Annotated in this window: 16 protein-coding genes; 13 read left to right on the forward strand and 3 right to left on the reverse strand. The window is 69.3% G+C overall.

What is annotated here, in order from left to right:
• Positions 1–2: 2 nt before the first annotated feature.
• Positions 3–509: a DUF1269 domain-containing protein gene (locus ED92_RS35885; protein ID WP_037346356.1), complete on the reverse strand. Its 507-nt coding sequence runs from the start codon at positions 507–509 to the stop codon at positions 3–5.
• A gap of 199 nt (positions 510–708) precedes the next feature.
• Between ED92_RS35885 and ED92_RS35890 the strand changes: the two genes are divergently transcribed.
• Together ED92_RS35890 and ED92_RS35895 are read left to right on the forward strand one after the other, a co-directional pair.
• Positions 709–1,170 (forward strand): hypothetical protein, encoded by a 462-nt coding sequence (locus ED92_RS35890; protein WP_037346360.1) that lies wholly within the window; start codon positions 709–711, stop codon positions 1,168–1,170.
• Positions 1,171–1,283: 113 nt separating this feature from the next.
• Positions 1,284–3,764 carry a LuxR C-terminal-related transcriptional regulator gene (locus ED92_RS35895; protein ID WP_152611092.1) on the forward strand — a complete coding sequence of 827 codons (2,481 nt, stop codon included), beginning with the start codon at positions 1,284–1,286 and terminating at the stop codon, positions 3,762–3,764.
• A gap of 8 nt (positions 3,765–3,772) precedes the next feature.
• Here the strand turns inward: ED92_RS35895 and ED92_RS35900 are convergent, their stop codons facing one another.
• Complete coding sequence (locus tag ED92_RS35900; protein WP_037346365.1) at positions 3,773–4,936, reverse strand: AI-2E family transporter; 1,164 nt, start codon at positions 4,934–4,936, stop codon at positions 3,773–3,775.
• 207 nt (positions 4,937–5,143) lie between these two features.
• On the opposite strand from ED92_RS35900, the gene ED92_RS35905 reads away from it, so the two are divergent.
• Both ED92_RS35905 and ED92_RS35910 read left to right on the forward strand, forming a co-directional pair.
• Entirely contained in the window at positions 5,144–6,496 is a 1,353-nt protein-coding gene (locus tag ED92_RS35905) for a hypothetical protein (RefSeq protein ID WP_037346368.1), read from the forward strand.
• 369 nt (positions 6,497–6,865) lie between these two features.
• Positions 6,866–7,330 carry a hypothetical protein gene (locus ED92_RS35910; RefSeq protein ID WP_037346370.1) on the forward strand — a complete coding sequence of 155 codons (465 nt, stop codon included), beginning with the start codon at positions 6,866–6,868 and terminating at the stop codon, positions 7,328–7,330.
• On the opposite strand, the gene ED92_RS35915 is transcribed toward ED92_RS35910, so the two are convergent.
• Entirely contained in the window at positions 7,251–7,916 is a 666-nt protein-coding gene (locus ED92_RS35915) for a TetR/AcrR family transcriptional regulator (RefSeq protein ID WP_081976008.1), read from the reverse strand. The genes ED92_RS35910 and ED92_RS35915 overlap by 80 nt on opposite strands.
• Before the next feature lie 68 nt (positions 7,917–7,984).
• On the opposite strand from ED92_RS35915, the gene ED92_RS35920 reads away from it, so the two are divergent.
• From ED92_RS35920 to ED92_RS43515, 9 genes are all read left to right on the forward strand, one after another.
• The gene (locus ED92_RS35920) at positions 7,985–8,710 is read left to right on the forward strand and encodes an alpha/beta fold hydrolase (RefSeq protein WP_052121090.1); all 726 of its coding nucleotides are present in this window, start codon (positions 7,985–7,987) and stop codon (positions 8,708–8,710) included.
• 121 nt (positions 8,711–8,831) lie between these two features.
• Complete coding sequence (gene vanH, locus ED92_RS35925; protein WP_081976009.1) at positions 8,832–9,863, forward strand: VanH-AOV family D-lactate dehydrogenase; 1,032 nt, start codon at positions 8,832–8,834, stop codon at positions 9,861–9,863.
• A 1-nt stretch (position 9,864) separates the two neighbouring features.
• The gene (vanA-Ao2, locus tag ED92_RS35930) at positions 9,865–10,911 is read left to right on the forward strand and encodes a D-alanine--(R)-lactate ligase VanA-Ao2 (RefSeq protein ID WP_037346376.1); all 1,047 of its coding nucleotides are present in this window, start codon (positions 9,865–9,867) and stop codon (positions 10,909–10,911) included.
• A complete protein-coding gene (gene vanX / locus ED92_RS35935) occupies positions 10,901–11,509 on the forward strand; it encodes a D-Ala-D-Ala dipeptidase VanX (protein ID WP_037346378.1) in 609 nt (202 codons plus the stop codon). Before vanA-Ao2 ends, vanX begins: the two co-directional genes overlap by 11 nt.
• Before the next feature lie 1,136 nt (positions 11,510–12,645).
• Positions 12,646–13,443: a helix-turn-helix domain-containing protein gene (locus tag ED92_RS35940; RefSeq protein ID WP_037346381.1), complete on the forward strand. Its 798-nt coding sequence runs from the start codon at positions 12,646–12,648 to the stop codon at positions 13,441–13,443.
• 137 nt (positions 13,444–13,580) lie between these two features.
• Positions 13,581–14,411 (forward strand): prephenate dehydrogenase, encoded by an 831-nt coding sequence (locus ED92_RS35945; RefSeq protein WP_037346382.1) that lies wholly within the window; start codon positions 13,581–13,583, stop codon positions 14,409–14,411.
• A 181-nt stretch (positions 14,412–14,592) separates the two neighbouring features.
• Positions 14,593–16,545: an ABC transporter ATP-binding protein gene (locus tag ED92_RS35950; protein WP_037346384.1), complete on the forward strand. Its 1,953-nt coding sequence runs from the start codon at positions 14,593–14,595 to the stop codon at positions 16,543–16,545.
• Positions 16,546–16,547: 2 nt separating this feature from the next.
• Positions 16,548–22,727 (forward strand): non-ribosomal peptide synthetase, encoded by a 6,180-nt coding sequence (locus ED92_RS35955; protein WP_081976011.1) that lies wholly within the window; start codon positions 16,548–16,550, stop codon positions 22,725–22,727.
• Positions 22,724–25,876 (forward strand): non-ribosomal peptide synthetase, encoded by a 3,153-nt coding sequence (locus tag ED92_RS43515; protein ID WP_081976012.1) that lies wholly within the window; start codon positions 22,724–22,726, stop codon positions 25,874–25,876. Before ED92_RS35955 ends, ED92_RS43515 begins: the two co-directional genes overlap by 4 nt.
• Positions 25,877–26,088: the final 212 nt, after the last annotated feature.

The raw sequence follows: 26,088 nt of genomic DNA on the forward strand, positions 1-26,088 counted from the left end.
GATCAGAGCCGTTCGGGGAGGGCGAACTCGCCGAACGCGGCACGCAACCGCGCCTCTTCCTCGTCGGTGAGATTCGTGGTGACCAAGGCGGCCCCGGTCTCCTTGAACGGCTCGGCCACCCGGTCGAGCACGGCACCGTCCGCCATCACGAACAACGCGGACGTGCCGGGCGTGACCTTGGCCCGGACCGCGGCGATGAAGTCGTCGTCGATGCCGACGCGGGAAAGCGAGCCGGTCAGCGCCCCGATCGCCGCGCCGACGGCCATTCCCAGCAGCGGCACCAGGAAGATCAGGCCGAACAGCAGTCCCCAGAACCCGCCGCCGAGCGCGCCGGCGCCGGTCAGCGAACCGAGGTCCTTGGTCTTCGGCTTCTTCCTGCCCGCGGGCCAGGTGACATAAGCCGCGTCGGCGATCTTGATGAGCTGTTGTTTCTGCAACCGTTCGAGCAGCGCGAGCGCGTTCTCCGCGCCGTCCGCGGTGGGAAAGGCCCATACGGTCAGCGAACTCATGGTGTGTCCTCCTCGGTCGGGATCGGTGCTCGGAGGCCGCACTGTGCTCCGGGCGGCGGCATCCCCGCATCGCCCGGGCCGGATGAGGCGGACCGGCGGGATCGAGGCCCTGATCTCACCTGGCGCGGGGGAGGCCGCCGTCACGGTGGACCGACCATGATCGCCCGGGTCCGCAGCCCCGCTTCCGAAAAGAGGGACCATGAGCGAAAGAGCGCATCACTGGACCACCACGGCGGGCACCGGCCCGTCGTCCCCGCCGGAACACGCCGCGAGGGTGTCGCGGCGATCGGGCTGGGTCTGGTTCGCCGCGTCGATCACCATCATGGCCGGCCTGTTCACCGCGGTGGAGGGGCTGGTCGCGCTGTTCGAACAGAACTACTACCTGCTCGGCCCGTCGGGGCTGCTCGTCTTCGATCTCGGCGCCTGGGGCTGGATCCACCTGATCGTCGGGGTCCTCGCCGTGTGCGCGGGGAGCGCGTTGTTCACCGGGGCGCCGTGGGCCCGCGTCGTCACCGTCCTGCTCGCCGGGTTCAACGCGTTGGCGCAGCTGGTGTTCCTGTCCGCGTACCCGATCTGGGGCGTGGTCGTCATCGCCCTCGACGTCCTGGTGATCTGGGCCGTGCTCGTGCACGGGGACGAGACCTCGGACGAGCTCTGGTGACCCGCTGACCAGTACAGTCGTGGCCTCGCCGGGGTCGCGATCCTTCGGACGATCGAGAGGTTGACTTGCCCGCTCGAACGACATCGCGGTCCTGGCGGATCCCTTCGGCCAAGGTGACGGTGCCGCGGGTGCCGGGGATCTTCGTCCCGCGCGCCCGGCTCACGGCCCTGGTCGACCGTGCCGGAACCCGGCCGGTGACCGTGCTCCGTGCGCCCGCCGGTTCCGGCAAGACCACCGCATTGGCCTGCTGGGCCCGCGATCGGCGGGACGTGGCCTGGGTGTCGCTGGACGAAGACGACAACGACGAGCGCCGGCTGTGGTCGGCCGTCCTCCTCTCGCTGCGCCGGAACCTCGGCCTCCCGGAGTTCCGGCTCGGGCCACCGTCACCCGGACGGCGCACCGAGTTCCTCGCCGATCTCGGTGACGTGTTCACCGGACTGCGTGAACCGGTGTGGCTCGTCCTGGACGACGTCCAGGAGATCTCCCGTCCGGAGCCGGTGGAAGCGCTCGCCGCGCTGGCCCGGCACCAGCCGCCGATGCTGCGGCTGGTGCTGGCCACCCGCGTCGAGCCGAAATTGCGGCTGGCCCGCCTGGCGGTCGAAGGCGCGCTTTCCCGGCTCGGCGCCGCCGAACTCCGCTTCAGCGTGGAGGAAACGGCGCACCTGCTTCGGTCCACCGGGGCCACGGTGGGCGAGGACCGGGTCCGCGAACTGACCGAGCGCACCGCGGGATGGGCCGCCGCGCTCGGCTGGGCCGCGGTGTCGGTGCGCGAGGCCGAGGACGCGGACGGGCTCGTCGCGGCCGTCGGGGGCGACGAGCTCGCCGTGGCCCGGTTCTTCGCCGACGAGGTGCTCTCGCGGTTGCCGTCCGCGACGTCGGATCTGCTGCTGTGCGTCAGTGTCTGCGACAACGTGAGCGCGGCGCTCGCGGCGCGGCTGACCGGTTCGCCGGACGCCGGGGTGACCCTGGACGAACTGGAGCGCGAGACCGGATTGGTCGTGCGCACGCCGGCCGACACCTACCGGCTTCCCGCGCCGCTGCGGGGTTTCCTGCAGGCGGAGCTGACGCGCCGGTCCCCGGCGCGGGCACGGCGGCTGCAGGGGATCGCCGCCCGCTGGTACGCCGGGGAAGGGCGGTTCGGGGAAGCGCTGACGCACGCCGTCGCGGGGCGGGACCGGCAGGGCGCCTTACGCCTGGCACGTGACCACGCGGTGCGCCAAGTGCTGGCAGGAGACGGGAAACTCGTCCGGGGCGCGCTCGCCTATCTGGGCGAGGGGGCGTTGAGCGCGAGCCCCCGGCTCCGGCTGGCGTCCGCGCTGGAACACGTCCAGCGCGGGGAGTTCACCGCCGCCGCCACCGATCTGGGTGACGACGGACTGCGACGGCTGGCCGCGCCCCATCTCGCGCTGGTGACCGGGAACGGGCCGCCCGAACGCCCGGTGACGCGGTCGCCGGAGTCGGTCGCGTGGGACAAGGTCGACCTGGTCTGGCGGGCGCTGCACCGGGGCGCCCGTCGGCACGCCGTCGCCCGTGCCGAAGCCGCGCTGCGCCTCGCGCACGGGGAACGGCTCGAACATCTCGTCCTGCACAGCAGACTCGCGCTCGCCGTCGCGACGGGATTGCTCGGTGACCACACGGCGATGCGGCGCGCGTGCATCGGCGCGCTCGCCGTCGCCCGGCGGCACGGCTGGTGCCGCTCGCCGGGCGTCGCCGAATGCCATCTCATGCTCGCTTACGACGATCTGATGCGCTTCGAACCCGTGGCGGCCGCGGGCGAGCTGAACAGGGCCCCGCGGGCGGAAGTGCCCGTCTCCGCACCGGTTCTGGGGCCACTGCGGGGTTTCTTCGAAGGTATGGTCCGCTTCGACGGCGGTGACCGGACGGCGGGCTCGCAGGCCATGCGGGCGGCCCGGCGGCGGCTCGCGGATCTCGAACTGCCCCGCGAGATCACCGGGATGTGCACGGTCGTCGAGCACCACGCGGCGCTCGTGGTGGGTGAGGGGCTGCACGCGGCCGAAGTGTTCGCCTGGGCGCAGGAGAGCTTGTCCGGCACCGCCGAACTGGCCCTGCTGCAGATCCGGGCCCATCTCGCCGTCGAGGAGACCGATCTCGCCGAAAAGGTCCTGCGCGCCACCGAATCCGCTCCCGCGTTGCTGCCGGCCACGCCGGTGGACACCCGCCTGGCCGAGACCGCGCTCGCGTTGCGTTCCCACCGGCGGACCCTGGCGCTGCAGGCGCTCGACCGCGCGCTCACCCTCGCGCGGCCGCAACGGCTGATCCGCCCGTTCGCGCTCGCCGAACCGCGCGTCAGGAACCTGCTGATCGACCATTCCGGTGGTTTCGGCTCGCTGGACCGCTTCGCGCAGACGGTCCGCGGGCGTCTCGTGCCGAACACCCCGCCCAGCGAACTGACCGATCGCGAGCAGGTGGTGCTGCGGCGGCTGCCGTCCCAGCGTTCGCTCGACGAGATCGCGTCGGATCTGACGGTGTCGGTCAACACGGTGAAGACCCACGTCCGGTCGATCTACGGCAAGCTCGGGGTGAACAACCGCCGGTCGGCCGTGGTGGTCGCGCGCCACCACGGCCTGACCTGAGCGGGCGGTCAGCCCTTCCGGCGATCCGGCGAGCACAGCAGCGCCTCGGCCCAGCGCGCCCGCGGATCGACGTCGATGAGCAGCGCCTTGGCCAGCAGCGTCGCCGGCACGGCGAGGACGGCGCCGAGCGGCCCGAGCAGCCAGGTCCAGAACACCAGCGCGAGTACGGTGACCAAAGTGGACAGACCGACCGACTCGGCGACGAACCGGGGCTGGATCAGCGACTGCACCACGAAGTTCAGCAGGACGTACACGGCGATGGTCACGAGCATGGCGCGCCAGCCGCCGTCGAGGAGTGCGATGAGCGCGGGCGGGGCCACCCCGATCACGAAACCCACGTTGGGCACGTAGTTGGTGACGAAGGACAGCAGGCCCCACAGCACGGCCGCCGGGATGCCGAGCAGGGCGAGCGCGATCGTGTCGAGTATCGCCACCGCCCCGCCGAACACCGTCGTCACGACCAGGTATCGCCTGGTGCCGAAGGCGAACCGCCGCAACGCCGCGCCCACCCACGGCCGATCGCGCGAGATCCGGCCGAGCCGTTGCCCGGCCCACGCCGATTCGGTGCTCAGGAAGAGCATCAAGGCGAGCAGGAAGGCCAGGTTAGTGACCAGTCCGCCGAGTCCGGCGAGCAGGGATCCGGCGAACCCGATCAGCTTACCGGTGTCCATAGTGGACAGGATCTCGCGTAATTGCGGCTCGCCGACCCCGAATCGGCCGAGGAACGCCGTCCCGTCACGGAGCAGTTCGTCGGCCTGCCCGGCGTAGCGGGGGAGCAGGGCGGAAAGCTGTGCGAGGGAGACCACGACCACCAGGAAGAGCGCGAGCAACGCGGCGTAGACGGTGACGACCAGGACGGCGACCGTGAGCCAGCGTGGGAAACCCTTGCCGCGCAACCAGGTCCGCACCGGGTCGAGGGTGATCACGATGACGAGGGCGAGGAACACGGGCCCGGCCAGCCAGGCGACGGCGTTCAGCCCGGCCAGCACGACGACCGCGGCGGCGGATCCCAGCAGCACCACCAGCGCGCGGGGAAACGGTGTGCCGGTCGCGGGAGGTGGCGCCGGAATCGGGGGCGGCCGTTTCGTGAGGCTCCGGGTTTTCTGTCGCCCGCTGGTTTTCCGGCGGCGGAACCGGTACGCGGGGAATGCGGCGAACGATATTCGCACCATCTGGCACCTTCCGGGAGGACGGATCGGCGTTCCACGGTGGCAGGCCGCCGGTTTCCGAAGATCACCCGGCGCGGGCGAAAAGTGGCGCGCGGCCGCCCTTTCGGGCGCGCTCCGGTACCTGCACGATCATCGGAATTTCCGGTATACGTGGAAGGGAGGGCGCCGCCGGGGAGGACGGCATGGCGCTTCAAGCAAGGGGGAATACCGATGTTCGACGCGCGTCTCGTCGCTGATCAAGTCAGCCCGTTCGCCAAACCGAAGATCAGAATCCTGTTCTACACCGATGTCGTCGGCTTCTCGGGTAACGGCGGCTTCTCCTTGGGAATCATCCGTGATCTCCTTTTGGGGAATCAGCCTTTCTTCGCCGAGTTCGAGATCGATTTGATCAACCGGCACGCGGGTGGGCACGCCGCCAACAAACTCACTTCCGAAGTGCTCGGCCGCTACGAGCAGGTGTGGTTCTTCGGCATCCTGCAGTCCAACATGCCGGGGGAACCGGAAAACGAACTCGTGGACGCGGAAGTCGCCGCGCTGCGATCGTGGATGGACGCCGGTGGCGGCGTGCTCATCTGCGGCGACCACTCGAATCCGCGTCCGCCGGGCGCGGACCCGTCGCTGCCCGACTACCTGAACCTGGGGCGGGCGCTGGGGCACCGGGTCCCGCGCGCGGGTGAGCTGCGGGTCTGGAACGACCGGCCGGACGCCAGTGTCGAGTTCAGCCACAACACCCACCAGCCGGATCCGTGGGGCAGTGACATCAACAACCCGATTCCGAACGATCTCGACCCGTACCCGCAGGAGCTGATCCTGCGGAAGCGGTTCGGCAGGCCGCACGCGCTGTTCCAGGGACGGCGGGGGCCGATCACGATCTTCCCGGACCACATGCACGAGGGGCAGCTGGTCATCCCGGCGCAATTCCCGGCGGATGTCTGGCCGACCGGCCGTGCGGGGCAGCCGAAACCCGAAATCGTAGCGCAGGGCACCGACAAGCGCAACGGCCAGGTCTACGGCGTGTCCTGTGTGTACGACGGCGCGGCCGCCGGCGTCGGGCGAATCGTCGCCGACGCCACTTGGCACCACTATTTCGACATCAACCTGTGGGGTTTCGAAAAGGGCGGCGAAGTGCTCGACCGCCTCACCGAGTACTACGTGAACCTCACGCTGTGGTTGGCGCCGAAGCCGGTCAAGCTGGAAGTGAACGCGCAGCTGCTGTACTGGCTTTCGCACAACATGAGCGTCCGCGCGGTGCTGCCGGAGGGGTTCCGGGTGCCGGGGAGTACCGCGGCGGGCCTGGTCCGCGAAGTCGGCGGGCAAAGCGTGCTCGACGACCTCGTCTGGCCGCTGGAAGGGGCGCCGGGGGTTCCCGAAGAACTGCTGCTCGGCGCCGTCGTCAAGGAATCCGTCGCGGCGCTGAGTGGAGGGGACGTCTCGGCGTTCGACGCTGTAGACGTCGTCGAGCGGGGCCTGCGGGCCGGGGCCGAGGAGTACGCCGCCGAGCTGCGAGCAGCGCTCGACGACGTCGAAGGCCTGGGGGAACGGCTGGCGCAGGGCATTCGCTGAAGTACGTGAAGGCCCCCTTCCTGTACCTAGGCGCAAGGATGGGGGCCTTCATGTACCTGGGGAAGGGGGCCTTCACGCGGGGCAGCTGTGACTACTGGTGCTCATGGGGCTCGTGTGGCGCCTCACAAGTCCGTGAAGGCCTCCTTGAGGGACCCAGAGTCCCTCAAGGAGGCCTTCACGGACTTATGCGTGTGTCCCCAATGTGGCATCGGAGACGCTCAGCGTCCCCAATGCCACATTGGGGACATTCGCCCGCCAAAACGAGTCCCTCAAGGGGGCCTTCACGGACCCGGCCGGTCACACGATCGAGGCATGAGGCCCGTCTCCCGGCGTTCCGCGGGTATCCCCCGGGAAACGGAGGAGGCAACGATGCCCGACAACGAACTTCCGGGTTTCCTGATCATCGGCCTGATCTTCGTCGTCGCGGACGGCCAGGTCCTGTACCGCGGCGCCCGCCGCTTCCTGACCGCGCCGGACGCCCGCGAGGGAAGCGGGTCGGTGGCCTGGATGGTGGTGACGGTCTTCCATCTGGCGGCGATCGGGATGCTCGCGCTGCTGGCGGTCGTGGCCCCGGACTGGTCCGGTTCGACGGCCGCGTTCGTCGGCAGGCTGGGTGTGTTCCTGCTGCTCATGGCGGTGGCCCACGTGCTCACGCTGTCCGTGCTCGCCCGGCGGCGTGAGGACGACGTGGCGGTCGGCACGCGGCGGCGGAAGCGCGCGGACGATGACGTCGAACCCGTGCCGGAGCCGACGGTCACCCCGGTGCCGGGGCAGGAGGGCCGGACGCCTCGGGTGAGCCCGGATCTCGGGGACCAGGGGCCGTATCGGGCCTGAGCCCGAGCGCCGAATGGAGCTGACGCGCCCACCAGCGCACTTGCGCGGACGAGTCGTCGGCCGCGGCACCGGTGAGCCCGGCGCTGCGCCGGAAATCGCTCCCGTACAGCGGCTCCGTGGCCATCGCCTGGTGCAGGGCGGCGACGGCGAGCCGCGTGTCGTCGAGTGAGCCGCCGGGCGGCCGGAGCCGGTGGAGGGCGTCGACGACCGGGTCGAGCATCCCGCTCCCCGGGTCGCGCCAGCCCGCCGCGTGCAGCGCCACCGCGAGCTCGCCGTAGCCGTCCCGGTACAGCGTGTGCAGGGCTTCGACGAATTCCAGCAGGTCCGCGTCGTGGTCCAGCCAGCTGGTGAGCAGGTCCTGAAGCGCGTCCCGGAGACGGCGGCCGCCGTGCCGGAGGAGTTCGGCGAGCAGCTTTTCGCGGTTGCCGAAGTGATGGGCGACGCCGGCGTCGGTCATGCCGACCCGCGCGGCCACGGCGCGCATCTGGACGGCGGCGACGCCGGACTCGCCGAGCAGGGAAGCGGCGGCGTCGAGGATCAGCCGCCGGGCCTCTTCGGGTGCCCGTCGCGCTCGGGAAGTCGTCACGAGCGGATCGTACCTTGATGGGCCAAGGTATCTGCGTTACCTTGACGGTCCAAGGTAAGGGGGATGCCATGCGTACCGAAATCAGCCTCGACCTGGGCGAGGTCACCCTGCGGGGCACGGTGACCGGCGCCGGTCCGACGGTCCTGCTGCTCCACGCGGGCGGGGAGCGCCGCGAGGTCTGGACGCCGGTCGCCGCGGTGCTGGCCCGGAACGGCTTCCGGTCGGTGGCCTTCGACCTGCGCGGACACGGCGACAGCTCCGGCCGGGCGACCACGCTCCGGGCCCTGGCCGACGACGTGGCCGGGATGATCGCGAGCCAGCCCGCGCCGGTCGTCCTGGTGGGCGCCTCGGTCGGTGGCCTGGCCGCCATCGCGGCGCTCGCGGATCCCGCCGTCGCGGCGCGCGCGTCGGGGCTCGTGCTCGTCGACGTCGTACCCGACCTGGAGCCGGGCAGGGCGCGTTCGTGGCTCGACTTCCACGGGCTCACCGGCCGCTACACCCGCCTGGTGGACGACGTCCTCGGCTCAGGTCCCGCCCTGCTCGCCACGGCCGGGGCCGTGGATCTGCCCATCCTGGTGGTGCACGGCGGCCAGGGATCGCCGCTGCGCGACGCCGACGTCGGCCGTCTGCGCGCGGCGGGGCGTCAGGTCACCGTCGTCCGCGTCCCGTCGGCGGGTCACCTGGTGGCCAGGGACGCCCCCGAACACCTCGCGGACCTCGTGTCCGGATGGCTTTGTGGCATCGGTCACGGGGCGGTTCCGGCGTCCGGGGGAGGTGGGCAAGATCTGCGGTAGAGCTGTGCGGCGCAGGTGAGCGACAACGACGTGCACTCGGCGCTACCAGTTGGTAACTTATTGTCGGGGCATCGAAAACCCCATAAGAAGCGGCAACAACGCGCTGCCTACAATGTCGGGCATGACCCACAGCGAACCAGCGCGATCAGCTGCCCCCCGCACCGGATCGCCGGCGTCCGCCTCCTCCTCGGCCGTCTTGGCGAGGGGAATCACGATTTATGGTTGCGGATCGGACGAGGCCGCCTTGTTCCGGGAGATGGCTCCTCGTTTCGGCGTGATTCCGACCATTGTGGACGAGCCGGTATCCGAGGCCAATATCGGGCTGGTCTCCGGAAATCGGTGCATCAGTATCGGTCACAAGACCAAGGTCACGAACTCCATTCTTCTCGAACTCGGCAAAGCGGGTGTCGAATACATCTCCACCCGGAGCATCGGCTTCAACCACATCGATGTGGAATACGCGGCGAGCGTCGGTATCACCGTGGGCAATGTCGCCTACTCGCCCGACAGCGTTGCCGATTTCACGCTGATGCTGATGCTGATGGCGGTGCGTGACGCCAAGTCCATCGTCCGCCGGACCGAGGTGCACGACTACCGGCTGAACGAGGTGCGCGGGAAAGAGCTGCGCGATCTGACCGTCGGAGTGGTCGGAACAGGGCGGATCGGGGTCGCGGTGCTGGACCGGCTGCGTGGTTTCGGCTGCCGGGTGCTGGCCTACGACACGCTGCTGACCGCGTCGGCCGATTACGTCCCGCTCGACGAATTGCTCCAGCAGAGCGACATCGTGACGCTCCATGTGCCGCTCAATACGGACACCTATCATCTTCTCGACCGGAAGAACATCGAGCGGATGAAGGACGGCGCGTACATCATCAACACCGGACGTGGCCCGCTCATCGAAACCGAAGCCCTCATTTCGGCACTGGAAGACGGCAAACTGGGCGGAGCGGCATTGGACGTCGTCGAAGGAGAGGAAGGGATCTTCTACGCCGACTGCCGGAACAAGCCGCTCGAGAGCGAAACGTTGCTGCGGCTGGAAAAGCTGCCGAACGTGCTCATCAGTCCGCATACCGCCTATTACACGGACCACGCACTGAGTGACACTGTTGAAAACTCCATCATCAATTGTCTCCAATTCGAAAGCGGGAAGTAGTATGGGTAGGCTGAAAATCGGAATTCTGTTCGGCGGGCTTTCCGAAGAACATCCTATCTCCATCAAATCTGCGCGTGAGGTCCAGAAGAACCTCGACCTCGAGAAGTACGAGCCGTACTACATCGGGATCACCCGGAGCGGCTCCTGGATGCTGTGCGACGGCCCCGCCGAGGATTGGGAGAACGGGAACGTCCGCCCGGCCGTCGTGTCGCCGGACCGCGGGGTGCACGGTCTGCTCGTCCTGGACGAGGGCAAGTACGAGACGATCGCCCTCGACGTGGTGCTGCCGGTGCTGCACGGCAAGTTCGGTGAAGACGGCGCGATGCAGGGCCTGCTGGAGATCTCCGGCATCCCCTACGTCGGCTGCGACCTCCCGAGCTCGGTGATGTGCATCGACAAGTCCCTCACCTATTCCGTCGTCAACGGTGCCGGTATCGCGACGCCGACCTTCCACATCGTCACGCCGGACAAGGACGTCGACCCGGACGAGCTGAACTACCCGGTCTTCGTGAAGCCCGCCCGCTCCGGCTCGTCGTTCGGCGTCAGCAAGGTCTCCTCGAAGGAAGAGCTGCCCGCCGCGCTGGCGGAGGCGCGCCAGTACGACGCGAAGATCCTGATCGAAGAGGCCGTCATCGGCAGCGAGATCGGCTGCTCGATCCTGGGCGACGGCGAGGACCTGTTCGCGGGCGAGGTCGACCGGGTCGCGCTGACCCACGGCTTCTTCAAGATCCACCAGGAGGAGAGCCCCGAGACCGGTTCCGAGAACTCCACCTTCATCGTCCCCGCGGACATCCCGGACGAATCGCGCGACCTCGTGCAGCAGACGGCCAAGGTCATCTACCGCGCGCTGGGCTGCAGCGGGCTCGCGCGGGTGGACCTGTTCCTCAAGGAGGACGGCAGTGTCGTGCTCAACGAGGTCAACACCCTGCCCGGCCTGACCTCGTACAGCCGCTACCCGCGGATGATGAACGCCGCCGGCCTCTCGCTCGGCGACGTGATCGACCGCCTGGTGAAGCTGACGCTGGCGGGCGTGCCGAATGAGGGATGATTTCGTCTTCGTCGACGAGGTCGTCTCCGGAATCCGGTGGGACGCGAAGTACGCCACGTGGGACAACTTCACCGGCAAGCCGGTGGACGGCTACCTGGTGAACCGCGTCGTCGGCACGCGTGCGTTCTGCGCGGCGCTGGAAAAGGCGCGGGACAAGGCCGAGGAGCTCGGCTTCGGTCTGCTCCTTTGGGACGTGTACCGCCCGCAGCGCGCCGTGGACCGCTTCATGCGCTGGGCGGAAGAGCCCGAGGACGGCCGGAAGAAGGCCAGGCACTACCCGAACATCGAGCGGCCCCAGATGTTCGAACAGGGCTACGTGGCCACCAAGTCCGGGCACAGCCGGGGAAGCACGGTGGACCTGACGCTCTACCGCCTGGACACCGGTGAGCTCGCCGACATGGGCGGCGACCACGACCTGATGGACGTCGTCTCGCACCACGGTGCCGACGGTGTGCCGGAAGAGGCCGCGAAGAACCGCGCGCACCTCTGCGCGGTCATGGAGGGCTCGGGCTTCAGCTCGTACGAGTGCGAGTGGTGGCACTACACCCTGAAGGACGAGCCTTACCCGGACACCTATTTCGATTTCCCCATCGAGTAGACGGGCATGTGAAGGCCCCCTTCCCCCGGCTCAGCCGGAGGAAGGGGGCCTTCGTGCTTTTCGGGGTGTATCCGCCCAACCGGTCTTGAACACCATTTCATCCCATGAATTGCTGGTTGCCACGACGGTGTGGATGGCCTGGGGCTGACCGCTTTACATCATGCCGGGCCTCACTTTGCTCTCGGCGTTCCACGCCGACCAGACCGTGGGAAGCGGGCTCGGCCGTTCGTGTGAACAAGTGCCGAAGAACGGAACGTGAACCGACGGAGGCGGTGATCCTCCGAGTAGAAGTCGGGCCGCGCGAACGGCCTAATGGAGCCTGCGAACAGCCCAATCCGAAGTGCCCGGACAAGCGTCTACGCGGGTGCTTTACTTATGTTCGCCAATCGAGTCAATACCGCATGCGGAGTTTCGGATATTGATCTTGGCGGCTCCCTTCACTACGAAAATCACACTGTTCGTCAATTGCCGACATGGATTGTTCATGCCATGCTGCACATGTGCGCATCAGCTGGGGCTGACATGGTGTGCGCGCTTTACTGGGGACAGGGGGGACGCGTCGGGTGACTCGCGACCACGAGGCAGACCAAAGACTTCACTCGCCGAACCTCTGAACCGAAACCGTAAGATCGGACATGTCCGAGACCTCGCACGAAGCGGGCAGCGGTTCCGTCAGTGTTCGTCTCGCAGATCGCCGTCGGGGCGATGGGAGGATGCCGTTCAGCTTCGGTAGTTCGTCGGAATACGCGCCGGACGGTCAACTGGGAGACCGTTGTGGCGGGCCGCTCGCACGCGGTTCCGCCCGTGGCGCTTGAGGGATCCTCACCGTCGAGGACATCCCGTCCAACGGCCGAGGCCGGCATCGGACGGGTTCATGGTGTCCAACCGCCGAAGCCGGGCAGTTGGACGGTGGGGTTTTCGTGGCGTGTCCAAATAGTTGATGAATCAACAGATTCAATGGGGGCTAGGTGGATCCGACGAGAGTTGACTTGTCCGCTCTCCCTGTCGTCGAAATCGAGCTGTCGAGACTGTCTTCTGCCTGTTCGCCGCGGACTTCGGGCGAGGATCCAGAGCACGTCGAGACACTGTTGTCGGCGGAGTGGGAGCTTCCGCCCATTCTCGTTCACCGCCCGACGATGCAGGTGGTCGATGGCCTGCACCGGCTGAAGGCGGCACGAGTCAGGGGCGATACGAAAATTTCCGCGAGGTTCATCGACGGCGCCGAGTCCGACGCCTTCGTCCTCGCGGTGGAAGCGAACATCCGGCACGGGTTGCCGCTTTCGCTCGCGGATCGGAAACGGGCGGCCGTCCAGATCATCGGGACGCATCCGCAGTGGTCCGACCGGCGGGTGGCGTCGGCGACCGGCATTTCCGCCGGCACGGTGGCGGACCTGCGCAAACGCGGCGGCGAAGGCGGCAGCGGCGCCAGGATCGGGCGGGACGGGCGGATCCGTCCAGTGGACAGTTCGGAGCGGCGGAAACTCGCCGCCGACCTGATCCGCAACGATCCCGGTCTGTCGCTCCGCCAGGTCGCCAAGCAGGTCGGCATCTCCCCGGAGACGGTGCGGGACGTGCGCGGCAGGCTGGAGCGTGGTGAGAGCCCGACCCCGGACGGGAGCAGGAGACTGCGGACCAAGCCGGATCCGTTGAGCCTCACCGAAACCGACCTCGGTCATTCGCTGGACCGGGAACGGCTCACCGTGCTGGAGCGGCTCAAGGCCGACCCGGCGCTGCGGCTGAGCGAGGTCGGCCGGATCCTGTTGCGCATGCTCGCCATGCACTCCATGGACGGGCAGGAATGGGAACGGATCCTGCACGGTGTCCCGCCGCATCTCTACGGCGTGGTCGCCGGTTTCGCCAGGGATCACGCCCGGGTCTGGGCGGGGTTCGCGGATCATCTGGAGAACCGGGCGACCGATCTGGCGGCACGATGAGCGCCGGGGGCATCGGGTAGGCACGGGCCGGGCGAAGGGGACTTTTCCGCTCCACGCGGCGAAAGTCCCCTTTTCTCGTGCGCGGTGCCCAGGCCCCGTCGCTCGACATCACCGGGTGTGCGGCCTAAGAAGTAGCTGTGACCATCGAGAAGGCGCTTGTCGTCGGCACCGGCCTGATCGGCACTTCGGCCGCGTTGTCCCTTGAGGAAAAGGGTGTGGCGGTTCATCTCTCCGACATCGACGCGCAAGCCGTCCGGGTGGCGCGGGAGCTCGGCGCCGGGCGCGAATGGACCGGTGAGGAAGTGGATCTGGCGGTGATCGCCGTTCCGCCGCAGCTCGTGGGCGAGCGGCTGGCCGAACTCCAGAAGCAGGGCGCGGCGCGGGCGTACACCGACGTGGCCAGCGTCAAGGTCGATCCGATCGCCGACGCGGAGCGCCTCGGCTGCGACATGACCTCTTACGTACCAGGGCATCCGCTCGCCGGCCGGGAGCGCTCCGGCCCGGCGGCCGCCCGGGTGGGGTTGTTCGCCGGCCGCCCTTGGGCGCTGTGCCCCGGCCCCGGAACGGGAACCGAGGCACTGCGGCTGACCCGCGAACTGGTGGCGCTGTGCGGGGCCGAGGTCGTCACCGTCGGTGCCGCCGAGCACGACTCGGCGGTGGCGCTGGTGTCGCACGCCCCGCACGTGGCCGCCTCGGCGGTGGCGGCGAGCCTGGCCGCCGGCGACGACGTCGCCTTGAGCCTCGCCGGGCAGGGGTTACGGGACGTCACACGGATCGCAGCCGGAAATCCTTTGCTGTGGCGGAGGATTCTCTCCGGCAACGCGGTTCCGGTGGCGGCGGTGCTCGACCGCATCGCGGCCGATCTCGCCGCGGCGGCCACCGCGCTGCGGGCCGGTGACCTGGACGATCTGACGGAACTGCTGCGCCGGGGCGTGGACGGCCACGGCCGGATACCGGCCATCGGGTAGCAAGTCATCGTGATTCAGCCACGTCCATGCGTGTTTGGAGCCGGAACTCGCGTGCTCTGGGGCGGAACACGTAGGTCCTTTGTGGACGAACAGACCGCGGTGTTCCCGGGGCCACTCGTGGACATCGACACGATTCAGCACGATTGAGCTCGCCGACTTCGTGCGTGAGAGGGATGCCCAAATGGAAGTAATGTTGCGCTTCGGGGCGTCGCCCAAGAGCGATGACGACCCCGATCCCTGGTCGAACCGGGTCCGCCCCGGGACGGTGCGCAGAGTCCTCGCGTACTTCCGTCCCCATGTCGGCAAGGTGGCGCTCTTCGTCCTCATCGCCGCGATGGAGGCGTTCGTCGTCATCGCGACCCCGTTGCTGATGAAGGAACTCATCGACGGCGGCATCCTCAAGAACGACTTCGGAGTCGTGATCCTGATGGCGGTCCTGACCGCCGGGCTGGCCGTCGCGGGCGCGTTGTTGTCGCTGATGTCGGCGTACGTCTCCGCGAAGATCGGGGAAGGCGTCACCTACGACCTCCGGGTGCAGGCGCTGGATCACGTCCGGCGGCTGCCGATCGCGTTCTTCACCCGCACCCAGACCGGGGTGCTGGTCGGCAGGCTGCACACCGAGCTCATCATGGCGCAGCAGGCGTTCGGGCATCTGCTGATGGCGGCCACCAGCGTGGTCACCGTCCTGCTGGTGCTGGCCGAACTGTTCTACCTGTCCTGGCTCGTCGCGCTCGTCACGCTGGTGCTGGTGCCGCTTTTCGTCGTGCCCTGGATCTGGGTGGGCCGGATCATCCAGCGGCGCACGGGCACGTTGATGGAGACGAACGCCGGTCTCGGCGGCCTGCTCCACGAGCGGTTCAACGTCCAGGGCGCGATGCTTTCCAAGCTCTTCGGCCGCCCGGACGAGGAGATGGCCGACTACCGCACGCGCGCCGGGAAGATCCGCAAGATCGGCGTGAGCATCTCCATCTGGGCCCGGATGTCCTTCGCCATGATGGCGCTGATGGCCTCGATCGCCACGGCGGTCGTCTACGGCGTCGGCGGCGGGCTCGTGATCGACGGTGCGTTCCAGCTCGGGACGCTCATCGCCATCGCCACCCTGCTCGGGCGCCTGTTCGGGCCGATCACGCAGCTGTCGGGGATGCAGGAGACCGCGCAGACCGTCGTGGTGAGCTTCTCCCGGATCTTCGAGCTGCTCGATCTGAAGCCGCTGATCCAGGAACGCCCGGACGCGAAGGAGCTCGAAAAGGACGTCGCCCCGGGTATCGAGTTCGACGACGTGGCGTTCCGCTATCCCACCGCGGACGAGGTCTCGTTGGCGTCGCTCGAACACCTGCGGACCAAACGGGAACACGGCGACGTCACGGCGGACGTCCTGCGCGGCATCAGCTTCGAGGCCCCCGCCGGAACGCTCACCGCGCTCGTCGGCCCGTCCGGGGCCGGCAAGAGCACCATCACGCATCTGGTGTCGCGGCTGTACGACCCGAATTCGGGAGCGGTCCGCTTCGACGGCCACGATCTGCGCGACCTCACCTTCGACTCGATCCGCGGGACGGTCGGCGTGGTCAGCCAGGACGCCTACCTCTTCCACGACACGATCCGGGAGAACCTGCTCTACGCCCGCCCGACGGCCACCGAGGACGAGCTGATCGAAGCCTGCAAGGGGGCGCAGATCTGGGAGCTGATCCAGTCCCTGCCCCGCGGGTTCGACACCGTCACCGGCGATCGCGGCTACCGCATGTCCGGTGGGGAGAAGCAGCGGCTCGCCATCGCGCGGCTGCTGCTGAAGGCGCCCACCGTCGTCGTGCTCGACGAGGCGACCGCGCATCTGGACTCCGAGTCGGAGGCCGCCGTCCAGCGGGCGCTCAAGACCGCGCTGCGCAGCCGGACGTCGCTGGTGATCGCGCACCGGTTGTCCACGATCCGTGAGGCCGACCAGATCCTCGTGATCGACGGCGGAACGGTCCGTGAACGCGGCACGCACGACGAGTTGCTGGCGCGGGGCGGGCTGTACTCGGAGCTCTATCACACGCAGTTCGCCAGGCCGGAGAACAACGCGGCCAAGCCGGAGCCCGAGGAAGACGAGTTCGACGAAGAGCCTGAACCGCTGGACACCGTGGTCTACGGAGGATGACGATGAGTTCCGCAGCGCAGGCCGCGTCGACGGTGCCGGCCCTCTTCGCCCGGCAGGTGGACCGGGCACCGGACGCGGTGGCCGTGGCCGACGGGGACCGGATCCTCACCTACCGGGAGCTCGACGAGCTCGCGGGCAGGCTGGCCGGGCGGCTGATCGCCCGCGGCGCCCGCCGGGTCGCGGTCATGCTGGACCGCTCGGCGGAGCTGCTGGTGGCGCTGCTCGCCGTCTGGAAGGCGGGCGCGGCCTACGTGCCGGTGGACGCCACGTATCCCGCGCCGCGGGTGGCGTTCATGGTCGAGGATTCGGGCGCGTCCCTGATGCTGTGCTCCGCCGCGACCCGCGACGGCGTCCCGGCGGGGATCGAGTCCGTGCTCGTCACGGACGAGGCGGGCGAGGCCGCGGTCGTCCAGGCGAGCCCGGAAGACCTGGCGTACGTGATGTACACGTCCGGGTCGACGGGCAAGCCGAAGGGCGTGGCGGTCCCGCATTCCAGCGTCGCGGAACTGGTGGGGGATCCCGGCTGGGCGATGGAACCCGACGACGCGGTCCTCATGCACGCGCCGCATTCCTTCGACGCGTCCCTGTGCGAGATCTGGGTCCCGCTGGTGTCGGGCGCCAGGGTCGTGATCGCCGAGCCGGGGCCGGTGGACGCCCGGCGCCTGCGGGAGGCGGTCGCGGGCGGGGTGACACGGGCACATCTCACCGCGGGCAGTTTCCGTGCGGTGGCGGAGGAAGCGCCGGAATCGTTCGCGGGTTTGCGCGAGATCCTGACCGGTGGGGACCTGGTGCCCGCGCACGCCGTGGACCGCGTCCGGCAGGCCGCGCCGGGCGCGCGGATCCGGCATCTGTACGGACCGACCGAGACGACGCTGTGCGCCACCTGGTACGTGCTCGAACCGAAGGACGAGCCGGTTCCGGTCCTGCCGATCGGGCGTCCGCTTTCCGGCCGCCAGGCCTGGGTGCTGGACGACTCGCTGCGGCCGGTGGCGCCGGACGTGGTCGGCGAGCTGTACCTGTCCGGCGCCGGTCTCGCCGACGGCTACCTCGCCCGGCCAGGGCTGACGGCCGAGCGGTTCGTGGCGGATCCGTTCGCGCCGGGCGAAAGGATGTACCGGACCGGCGACCTCGCGAAGTGGACACCGGACGGCGAGCTGCTCTTCGCGGGCCGCGTGGACGACCAGGTGAAGATCCGCGGGTTCCGCGTCGAACCCGGCGAGGTCGAGGCCGCGATGACCGCCCAGCCGGACGTCCACGAGGCCGTCGTGGTGCCGATCGACGGACGGCTGATCGGGTACGTCGTGGCGGACGTCGATCCCGCCCTCGTCCGCGAGCGGCTCGGCGCGGTGCTGCCGGACCACCTGGTCCCCGCCGTGGTGATGACGGTGGACGCGTTGCCGCTCACCGGTAACGGCAAGGTCGACCGGGCGGCGTTGCCCGCTCCCGACTTCACGGCGAAGGCGGGCGGACGCGAACCCGTCACCGAGACCGAGCGTGTCCTTTGTGGACTGTTCGCCGAAGTGACCGGTTCGGCCGGTGCGGGCGTCGACGACGGCTTTTTCGCACTGGGCGGGGATTCGATCCTCGCGGTGCGCGTGGCGGCCCGGGCGGCGAAGGCCGGTCTGCTGGTGACGCCTTCGCAGATCTTCCGGGAGCAGACCCCCGCGCGGCTGGCCGCCGTCGCGGGTGCCGTGGCGGCCGACCGGCAGGTCACCGGCCCGCTGATCGAGCTGACCGCGGAAGACGAAGCGGAACTCGCGGCCGCGGTCCCGGACGCCGTGGAGGTCTGGCCGCTGGCGCCGCTCCAGGCGGGCCTGCTCTTCCAGACGACCCTCGACGACCAGGGTCCCGACATCTATCAGACCCAGTGGATCGTGGAGCTGACCGGCGAGCTGGACGTCGCCAGGCTGCGTTCGGTGTGGGAGGCGGTCTTCGCCCGGCACCCCGAGCTCCGGCTGACCTTCCACCGGCTCGCTTCGGGCAAGGCGGTGCAGGCCGTCGCCGGCCACGTCGACCTGCCGTGGCGCGAGGTCGATCTCTCCGGCACGGACGTCGAGGAGGCCGTCAAGGCGCTGTCCGCGGCGGAGCAGCGGGACCGGTTCGATCTCGCCAAGGCGCCGCTGTTCCGGCTCGTCCTGATCAAGGTCGGTGAAGACCGGCATCGGCTGCTCGTGGTCAATCACCACATCCTGACCGACGGCTGGTCGGTGGCGGTGATCCTCAACGAGGTGTCGGCGGCTTACACCGCCGGGGGATTCCCGGAGCGGACCGCCGCCTCGTACCGCGACTACCTGGCGTGGTTGGACAGGCAGGACAAGGAAGCGGCGCGCACGGCGTGGCGGGCGGAGCTGTCCGACATCGACGTGCCCGCGCTGGTCGCCAAATCGGACGCGGCGACGGACTACGACTACCGCGTCACCCATCTCGCGCCGGAGCTCTGCACGCGGCTCACCGATTTCGCCCGCGACCACGGCCTGACGCTGGCGACGGTGGTGCAGGGCGCGTGGGCGCTGGTGCTGGCGCGGCTCGCGCGGCGGACCGACGTGGTGTTCGGCACCACGGTCGCCTGCCGTCCCGCCGAACTTCCCGGTGTGGAGGCGATGCCGGGGCTGATGATGAACACGATCCCGGTGCGGGTCTCACTGGACGGCACACAGTCCATAGTGGACATGCTCACCGGCCTGCAGCGGCGCCAGGTCGCCTTGATGCCGCATCAGCACCTGGGACTGACGGAGATCCAGAAGACGGCCGGACCCGGCGCGATGTTCGACACGCTGCTGGTGTTCGAGAACTACCCGCGGGACTTCGCCGACCAGTTCTCGTATCTGGGCACGGTCGAAGGGACGCACTACCCGGTGACCGTCGGGGTGATCCCCGGCGAGGGGTTCCGGATCCAGCTCGCCTACTGGCGCGGGCAGATCGACCAGGCCGTCGCCGATTCCCTGCTGGACTGGTTCGCCGGCGCGCTCGGCGCCGTCGTCGAGGATCCGGCCGCCCTCGTCGGGCGGACCGGAATGGGCGAGATCCCGTTGCCCCGCTGGGAACCCGCGTTGCTGGACGACGTGCCGCTGCCGGAGCTGATCGGGCGGATGGCGGCCGAGCGGCCGGACGCGGTGGCGGTCACGGACGGGGAAGGCGACCTGACCTACGCGGAACTGTGGGACCGCGCTACGAGGTTCGCCGCGGTCCTGCGGGCGGGCGGGGTCGAACGCGAACGACGGGTCGGGCTCGTGGCCGGACGGTCCGCGTGGTGGCTCATCGGGATGCTCGGGGTTTCGCTGGCGGGCGGCGTCTTCGTCCCGGTGGATCCCGCGTATCCGGCCGAGCGGGTGAAGCTGATCTTCGGCAGCGCCGATCCGATGCTGGTGGTGTGCCAGGGAAAGACGCGCGACGCGGTACCGGAGGACTTCGCCGACCGGATCGTCGTGCTCGACGAACTCGACCTGGCGGTGGCCCCGGAAGCGAGTTTGCCGAAGGTGGGGATGCGCGACGCGGCGTACGTGATCTACACGTCGGGCTCGACGGGGACGCCGAAGGGCGTCATCGTCACGTACTCGGGCCTGGGCAACCTGGCGATGGCGCATATCGAACGGCTCGCCGTGACGCCGTCGTCCCGTGTCCTGCAGTTCGCGGCGCTCGGCTTCGACACCATCGTGTCCGAGGTGATGATGGCGTTGCTTTCCGGGGCGACGCTGGTGATGCCGCCGGACGAGGATCTGCCGCCGCAGGCGTCGTTGAGCGACACACTGGAGCGCTGGGACGTCACGCATGTGAAGGCGCCGCCGTCCGTGCTGGCCACCGTGGACGTCTTCCCGGCCGGGGTGCGGACGGTGACCGCGGCGGGCGAGCTCTGTCCGCCCGGGCTGGTGGACCGGCTTTCCGCCGACCGCCGGATGCTCAACGCCTACGGGCCGACCGAGACCACGATCTGCGCGACGGTGAGCATGCCGCTGGCGCCGCACGGCGAGATCATCCCGTTCGGCGGGCCGATCGCCGGTGTCCGCGGCTATCTGCTGGACGCGTTCCTGCGCCCGTTGCCGCGGGGCGTCGTCGGTGAGCTGTACCTGGCCGGAATCGGGGTGGCGCGGGGATATCTGGGCCGCGCGGCGCTGACGTCCGAGCGGTTCGTCGCCGATCCGTTCGTCGCCGGTGAGCGGATGTACCGGACGGGTGACCTCGCCTATTGGACGGACGAGGACGAGCTTGTGTCCGCCGGCCGGGCCGACGACCAGGTGAAGATCCGCGGGTTCCGCGTCGAGCCGCGCGAGATCGAGTTCGCGCTGTCCAACAACCCGCGCGTCACCCAAGCGACGGTGACCGTTCGCGAGGGTCGTCTGGTGGCCTACGTGTCGCCGGGTGACGTCGACCCGGAGGCGCTGCGGACCGAACTCGCCGAGCGGATGCCGGCGTACATGGTGCCCGCGGCCGTGATGGCGCTGGACGTCCTGCCACTGACACCGCACGGGAAGATCGACCGGAAGGCGTTGCCCGAACCGGATTTCTCGTCGAAGACGGTCGGCCGGGAACCGGCGAACGAGGCCGAACGGATCCTGTGCGAGGTCTTCGCCGAGGTGCTCGGGCTGGCGCGGGTCGGCGTCGAGGACAGTTTCTTCGAACTGGGCGGGGATTCGATCTCGTCCATGCAGGTCGCGTCCCGCGCGCGTCGTGACGGTATCTCGCTCACGCCGAAGCAGGTGTTCGAGCACCGGACTCCCGAACGGCTCGCGCAACTGGTGACGTTGGTTCCCCAGCAGGAGTCGGCCGTGGCGGCCGATGGTGTCGGTGAAGTCGCGATGACGCCGGTGATGCGGCTGTTCGGGGACGGCGTCGCGGCGCCGGGGTTCGCGCAGTGGATCGTCCTGGGTGCTCCTGCGGATCTGACGGAAGAGACCTTGACCGCGGGCCTGACGGCGGTGTTGGACACGCACGACATGCTGCGGGCACGGATCGTCGACGGACGGCTGGTGGTCGGCGAACGCGGTGTGGCCGGGACCTTCACGCGGGTGAAGGTCGAAGGCGAGCTGGACGAGACCGCCGCCGCTCGGGAGGCCGTCGGACGCCTGGATCCCGCCGCCGGGGTGGTCGTCCAAACCGTGTGGTTGGACGCCGGACCGGAGCGGGTGGGCCGGATCATCGTGGTGGCGCATCACCTCGTGGTCGACGGGGTTTCGTGGCGGGTCCTGGCGGCGGATCTGCAGGCCGCGTGCGAAGCCGTCGCCGCAGGCCGGAAACCGGAACTGGAGCCGGTGGCGGTGTCCTTCCGGCGGTGGGCGGGACTGCTGGAGGAATGGGCCGTCTCCGCCGAGCGGGTCGCGGAACTTCCCGCGTGGCAGGCGATTCTCGGAACCGGGAACCAGCAGGCCGTGGTGGGCGAGGTGCGCTCGCGGTCGTGGGTGGTGCCTTCGGCGGAGACGTCGGTGCTGGTCGGGCGGGCCCCGGTGGTATTCCACTGCGGGGTGCACGAGGTCCTGCTGGCCGGGCTCGCGGGAGCGGTGGCGAGGTGGAGCGAGACGGACTCGGTGCTGGTGGACGTCGAGGGCCACGGTCGTCATCCCGTCGAGGGCATGGATCTGTCCAGGACGGTGGGCTGGTTCACCAGCACGCATCCGGTCCGCCTCGACGTCTCCGGGATCGACCTGGCCGGGGTGCTCGCCGGGGACGCGGCGGCGGGGACGTTGCTGAAGGTCGTCAAGGAACAGTCGCGCGCGGTGCCCGGCGACGGGCTCGGGTACGGCTTGCTGCGCTACCTCAACGCCGAGACCGCGCTCTCGCTGGCGGAGCTGCCGTCGGCGCGGATCGGGTTCAACTACCTCGGGCGGTTCGCCGCCGGTGACGGTGGCGACGTGCGGGCTTGGCAGCAGACGGGCGAGATCGGCGGCTCCGTCGACGCGGACATGCGGCTGCCGCACGGGTTGGACGTCAATGCGATCGTCCAGGACCTGCCGGACGGGCCCGAACTGATCATCATGCTCGAATGGTCGGACGGCGTGTTCGACGAGGCCGGGATCGAACGACTCGTCCAGGAACTGCTGGCCGTGTTGTCCGGGCTGGCCGCCCAAGCGGAAGACCCCGCCGCGGGCGGGCACACCGCATCCGATTTCGGTCTCCTCGAATTGGACCAGGACGAGATCGAGAGCTTCGAAGCATTGGCAGCGGAACTCAGCGAAGGCCGGGCATCGTGAACACTTCGACGAACACTGGATCGGCACTGGCCGAAGTCTGGCCCCTCTCCCCGATGCAGGCGGGCATGCTCTACCACGCCTCGTTGGACGACGAGGCACCCGACATCCATCTCATCCAGCAGTCGCAGATCATCGACGGACCCCTGGACACGGAACGGTTCCGGAAGTCCTGGGAGCTCGTCCTCGCCAGGCATGCCGCGCTGCGGGCGAGTTTCCAGCGGCGGAAGAACGGCGAGACGATCCAGCTCATCCCCCGGGAGGTCAAACTCCCGTGGGCCGAACGGGATCTGTCCGATCTGTCCGAAGAGGACGCGCTGGCCGAGGCGACCGTGATCGCGGAGAAGGAACGCTCCACGCGCTTCGACCTCACGCGGCCGCCGTTGCTGCGGTTGATGCTGATCCGGCTCGGCCCGGACAAGCACTGCCTGGTGACCACGAGCCATCATCTGCTCATCGACGGCTGGTCGCGGGCGATCATGGAGGCGGATCTCCTCGAGATCTACGCGACGGGTGGTGTCGCGCGTGCCCCGGGCTCCTACGGGAACTACTTGGCCTGGCTGGGAAGGCAGGACAAGGAGGCCGCCAAGGCGGCTTGGCGCACGGAGCTGGACGGTGCCGACGGCTCGGCGCTCGGGCTGCCGGAAAACCCCGGGAAGGCGCACGGGCTGCCGTCGAGCGAAGTGGTCCGTCATTCGCCGGAGTTCACCACCGCGCTGGCCGAATTCGCTCGTGGCAACGGGTTGACGTTCAACACGCTCGTCCAGGGCGCGTGGTCGCTGGTGCTGGCGAGGCTTTCCCGCCGTCAGGACGTGGTGTTCGGCGCGGTGGTCTCCGGACGGCCCGCGGAACTGCCCGGTGCGGAGCAGACCGTGGGCCTGTTCATCAACACCGTGCCGGTGCGGGTGCGGTTGGACGCGGCTCAGCCGGTCTTGCGGATGCTCACGGAGCTGCAGGGGCGGCAGTCGGAGATGATGGCGCACCACCATCTCGGCCTGCCGGAGATCCAAAAGCTGGGCGAGGCGGGTTTCGACACGATCGTCGTCTTCGAGAACTACGCCGACCCGGCGAGCGACTCGCCGTCCGCGCTCAGCCTGACCTTGCGGGACTTCAACCAGGCGACGCCGTACGCGATCACGCTGGGTGTCATGCCGGGTGAAAGCCTCGAAATCGAACTGCAGTATCACGCGGACGTCGTCGAAGACTCCGTCGCCAAGGCGGCGCTGGACGGGCTCACGCTGGTGCTGGAGCAGATCATCGCGGAGCCGGGAACGCCGGTCGGCAGGCTGGACGTACTGGACGCCGCCGGGCGTGCGCTGGTGGTCGAGCGCTGGAACGAGACGGACGACATCGTCGGCGCGGCGTCGGCGGTGGAGATGTTCGGCCGTCAGGTGGACCGGACCCCGCACGCGACGGCGATCGTGGCCGCGGACCGGGAATGGTCGTTCGCGGAACTCGACGAATGGTCCGGGAAACTCGCCACGGTGCTGACCGCCCGGGGCGTGCGGCGCGGCGACCGTGTCGGCGTGGTGGTCGAAAGGTCGGCCGAGCTGCTGGCGGCCTGGCTCGCGGTCTGGAAGGCCGGGGCGGTGTACGTGCCGATCGATCCCGATTATCCGGCCGAGCGGGTCGCGTTCATGCTGGAGGATTCCTCGGCCGCCGCGGTGGTGTGCCGGGCCGGGACCGCGACGCCGGCCGGATATCAGCGGATCCTCGTCGATGATCGCGTTTCCGGTGAGGCTTCGCTGGTACCGGTCGGGGCGAACGATCTGGCGTACGTGATGTACACGTCCGGGTCGACCGGGACACCGAAGGGCGTGGCCGTCTCGCACGGCGGCGTCGCGGCGTTGCTGGGGTACAAGGTGTGGGACCTGCACCCCGGCGACGCGGTGCTGATGCACGCGCCGCACACGTTCGACCCGGCGTTGTACGAGGTCCTGGTGCCGCTCGTGGCGGGGGCGCGGGTGATCCTCGCCGGCCCCGGCGTGATCGACGCGGACCGGCTCGCCGCCCACGCGGCGGAAGGCCTCACCTCGGTGAACTTCACCGCCGGCCAGTTCCGCGCGCTGGTGCAGGAGAAGCCGGACTGCTTCGCGGGGCTGAGGTACTTCCAGACCGGCGGGGACGTGGTGCCGCTCGGTGCCGTGGAGCGGGTGCGGCAGGCGTGCCCGGACCTGCGGGTGCTCCATACTTACGGTCCGACGGAAACGACGTTCTGCGCGTCGTGGAAGGTGATCCGGCCCGGTGACGAGCTGGGCACGACGCTGCCGATCGGCAAACCGCATCCGGGACGGCGGCTGTACGTACTGGACGTCTTCCTGCGGCCGCTGCCGCCGGGCGTCGCGGGGGACCTGTACATCGCGGGCGCCGGGGTGGCACACGGCTACCTCGGCCGGACGGCGCTGACGGCCGAACGGTTCGTCGCCGACCCGTTCGCGTCCGGCGAGCGCATGTACCGGACCGGGGACCTGGCCTACTGGAACGACGAAGGCGAGCTGGTCTTCGCCGGACGGGCGGACACACAGGTCAAGATCCGCGGCTATCGCGTGGAACCGGGCGAGGTCGAGGCGGTACTGGCGGACCAGCCGGGCGTCGACCAGGCGGTGGTGGCGGTCCGCGACGGCCGGCTGATCGGGTACGTCGTGACCGGCGCCGGGGTGGATCCGGTGCGGCTGCGGGAGCGGATCGCCGGGCTGCTGCCGGAGTACATGGTGCCGTCGGTGGTGATGGCGCTGGCCGCGCTGCCGGTGAACGCGAACGGCAAGGTCGACCGGAAGGCGTTGCCGGAACCCGATTTCAGCGGGCACATTGCCGGCCGGGAACCGGTCACGGAGATCGAACGGCTGCTGTGCGAGCTGTTCGCCGAGATGCTCGGGCTGGCGCGGGTCGGCGCGGACGACAGTTTCTTCGAGCTGGGCGGCGATTCGATCGTCTCGATGCAACTGGCGGCGCGGGCGCGGCGCGAGGGGATGACCTTCGGCGCGCGGGAGGTGTTCGAGTACCGGACCCCGGCGGGGCTCGCGTCGTTCGTCGAACTGGGGGAGGAGCCGGACGAGGTCCCCGCGGCGCGGAAACCCGCCGCCGACTTCGAACTGGTCGACATGGGCAAGGACGAGATCGAAGAATTGGAGTCGGAGTTCGACACCGTGTGAGGCTCGCTTTTCGCCCGGTGAGGGCCAACGGTTCCTGGACGAAGGGGACTTTCGCCGCATCCCATGCGGCGAAAGTCCCCTTCGGCACATCCGGCACCTTGGCCACGTGAAGCGTTGCGAAAGCCACTTTCCCAACCTTCAAGGTTGCGAAAGTGGCTTTCGCAACACCGTCGGCTGGACGCCGACCGCGCCGCAGTCCCTTTCACCGCAGG

This window comes from Amycolatopsis sp. MJM2582 (assembly GCF_000754115.1).
Lineage (GTDB): Bacteria > Actinomycetota > Actinomycetes > Mycobacteriales > Pseudonocardiaceae > Amycolatopsis > Amycolatopsis japonica.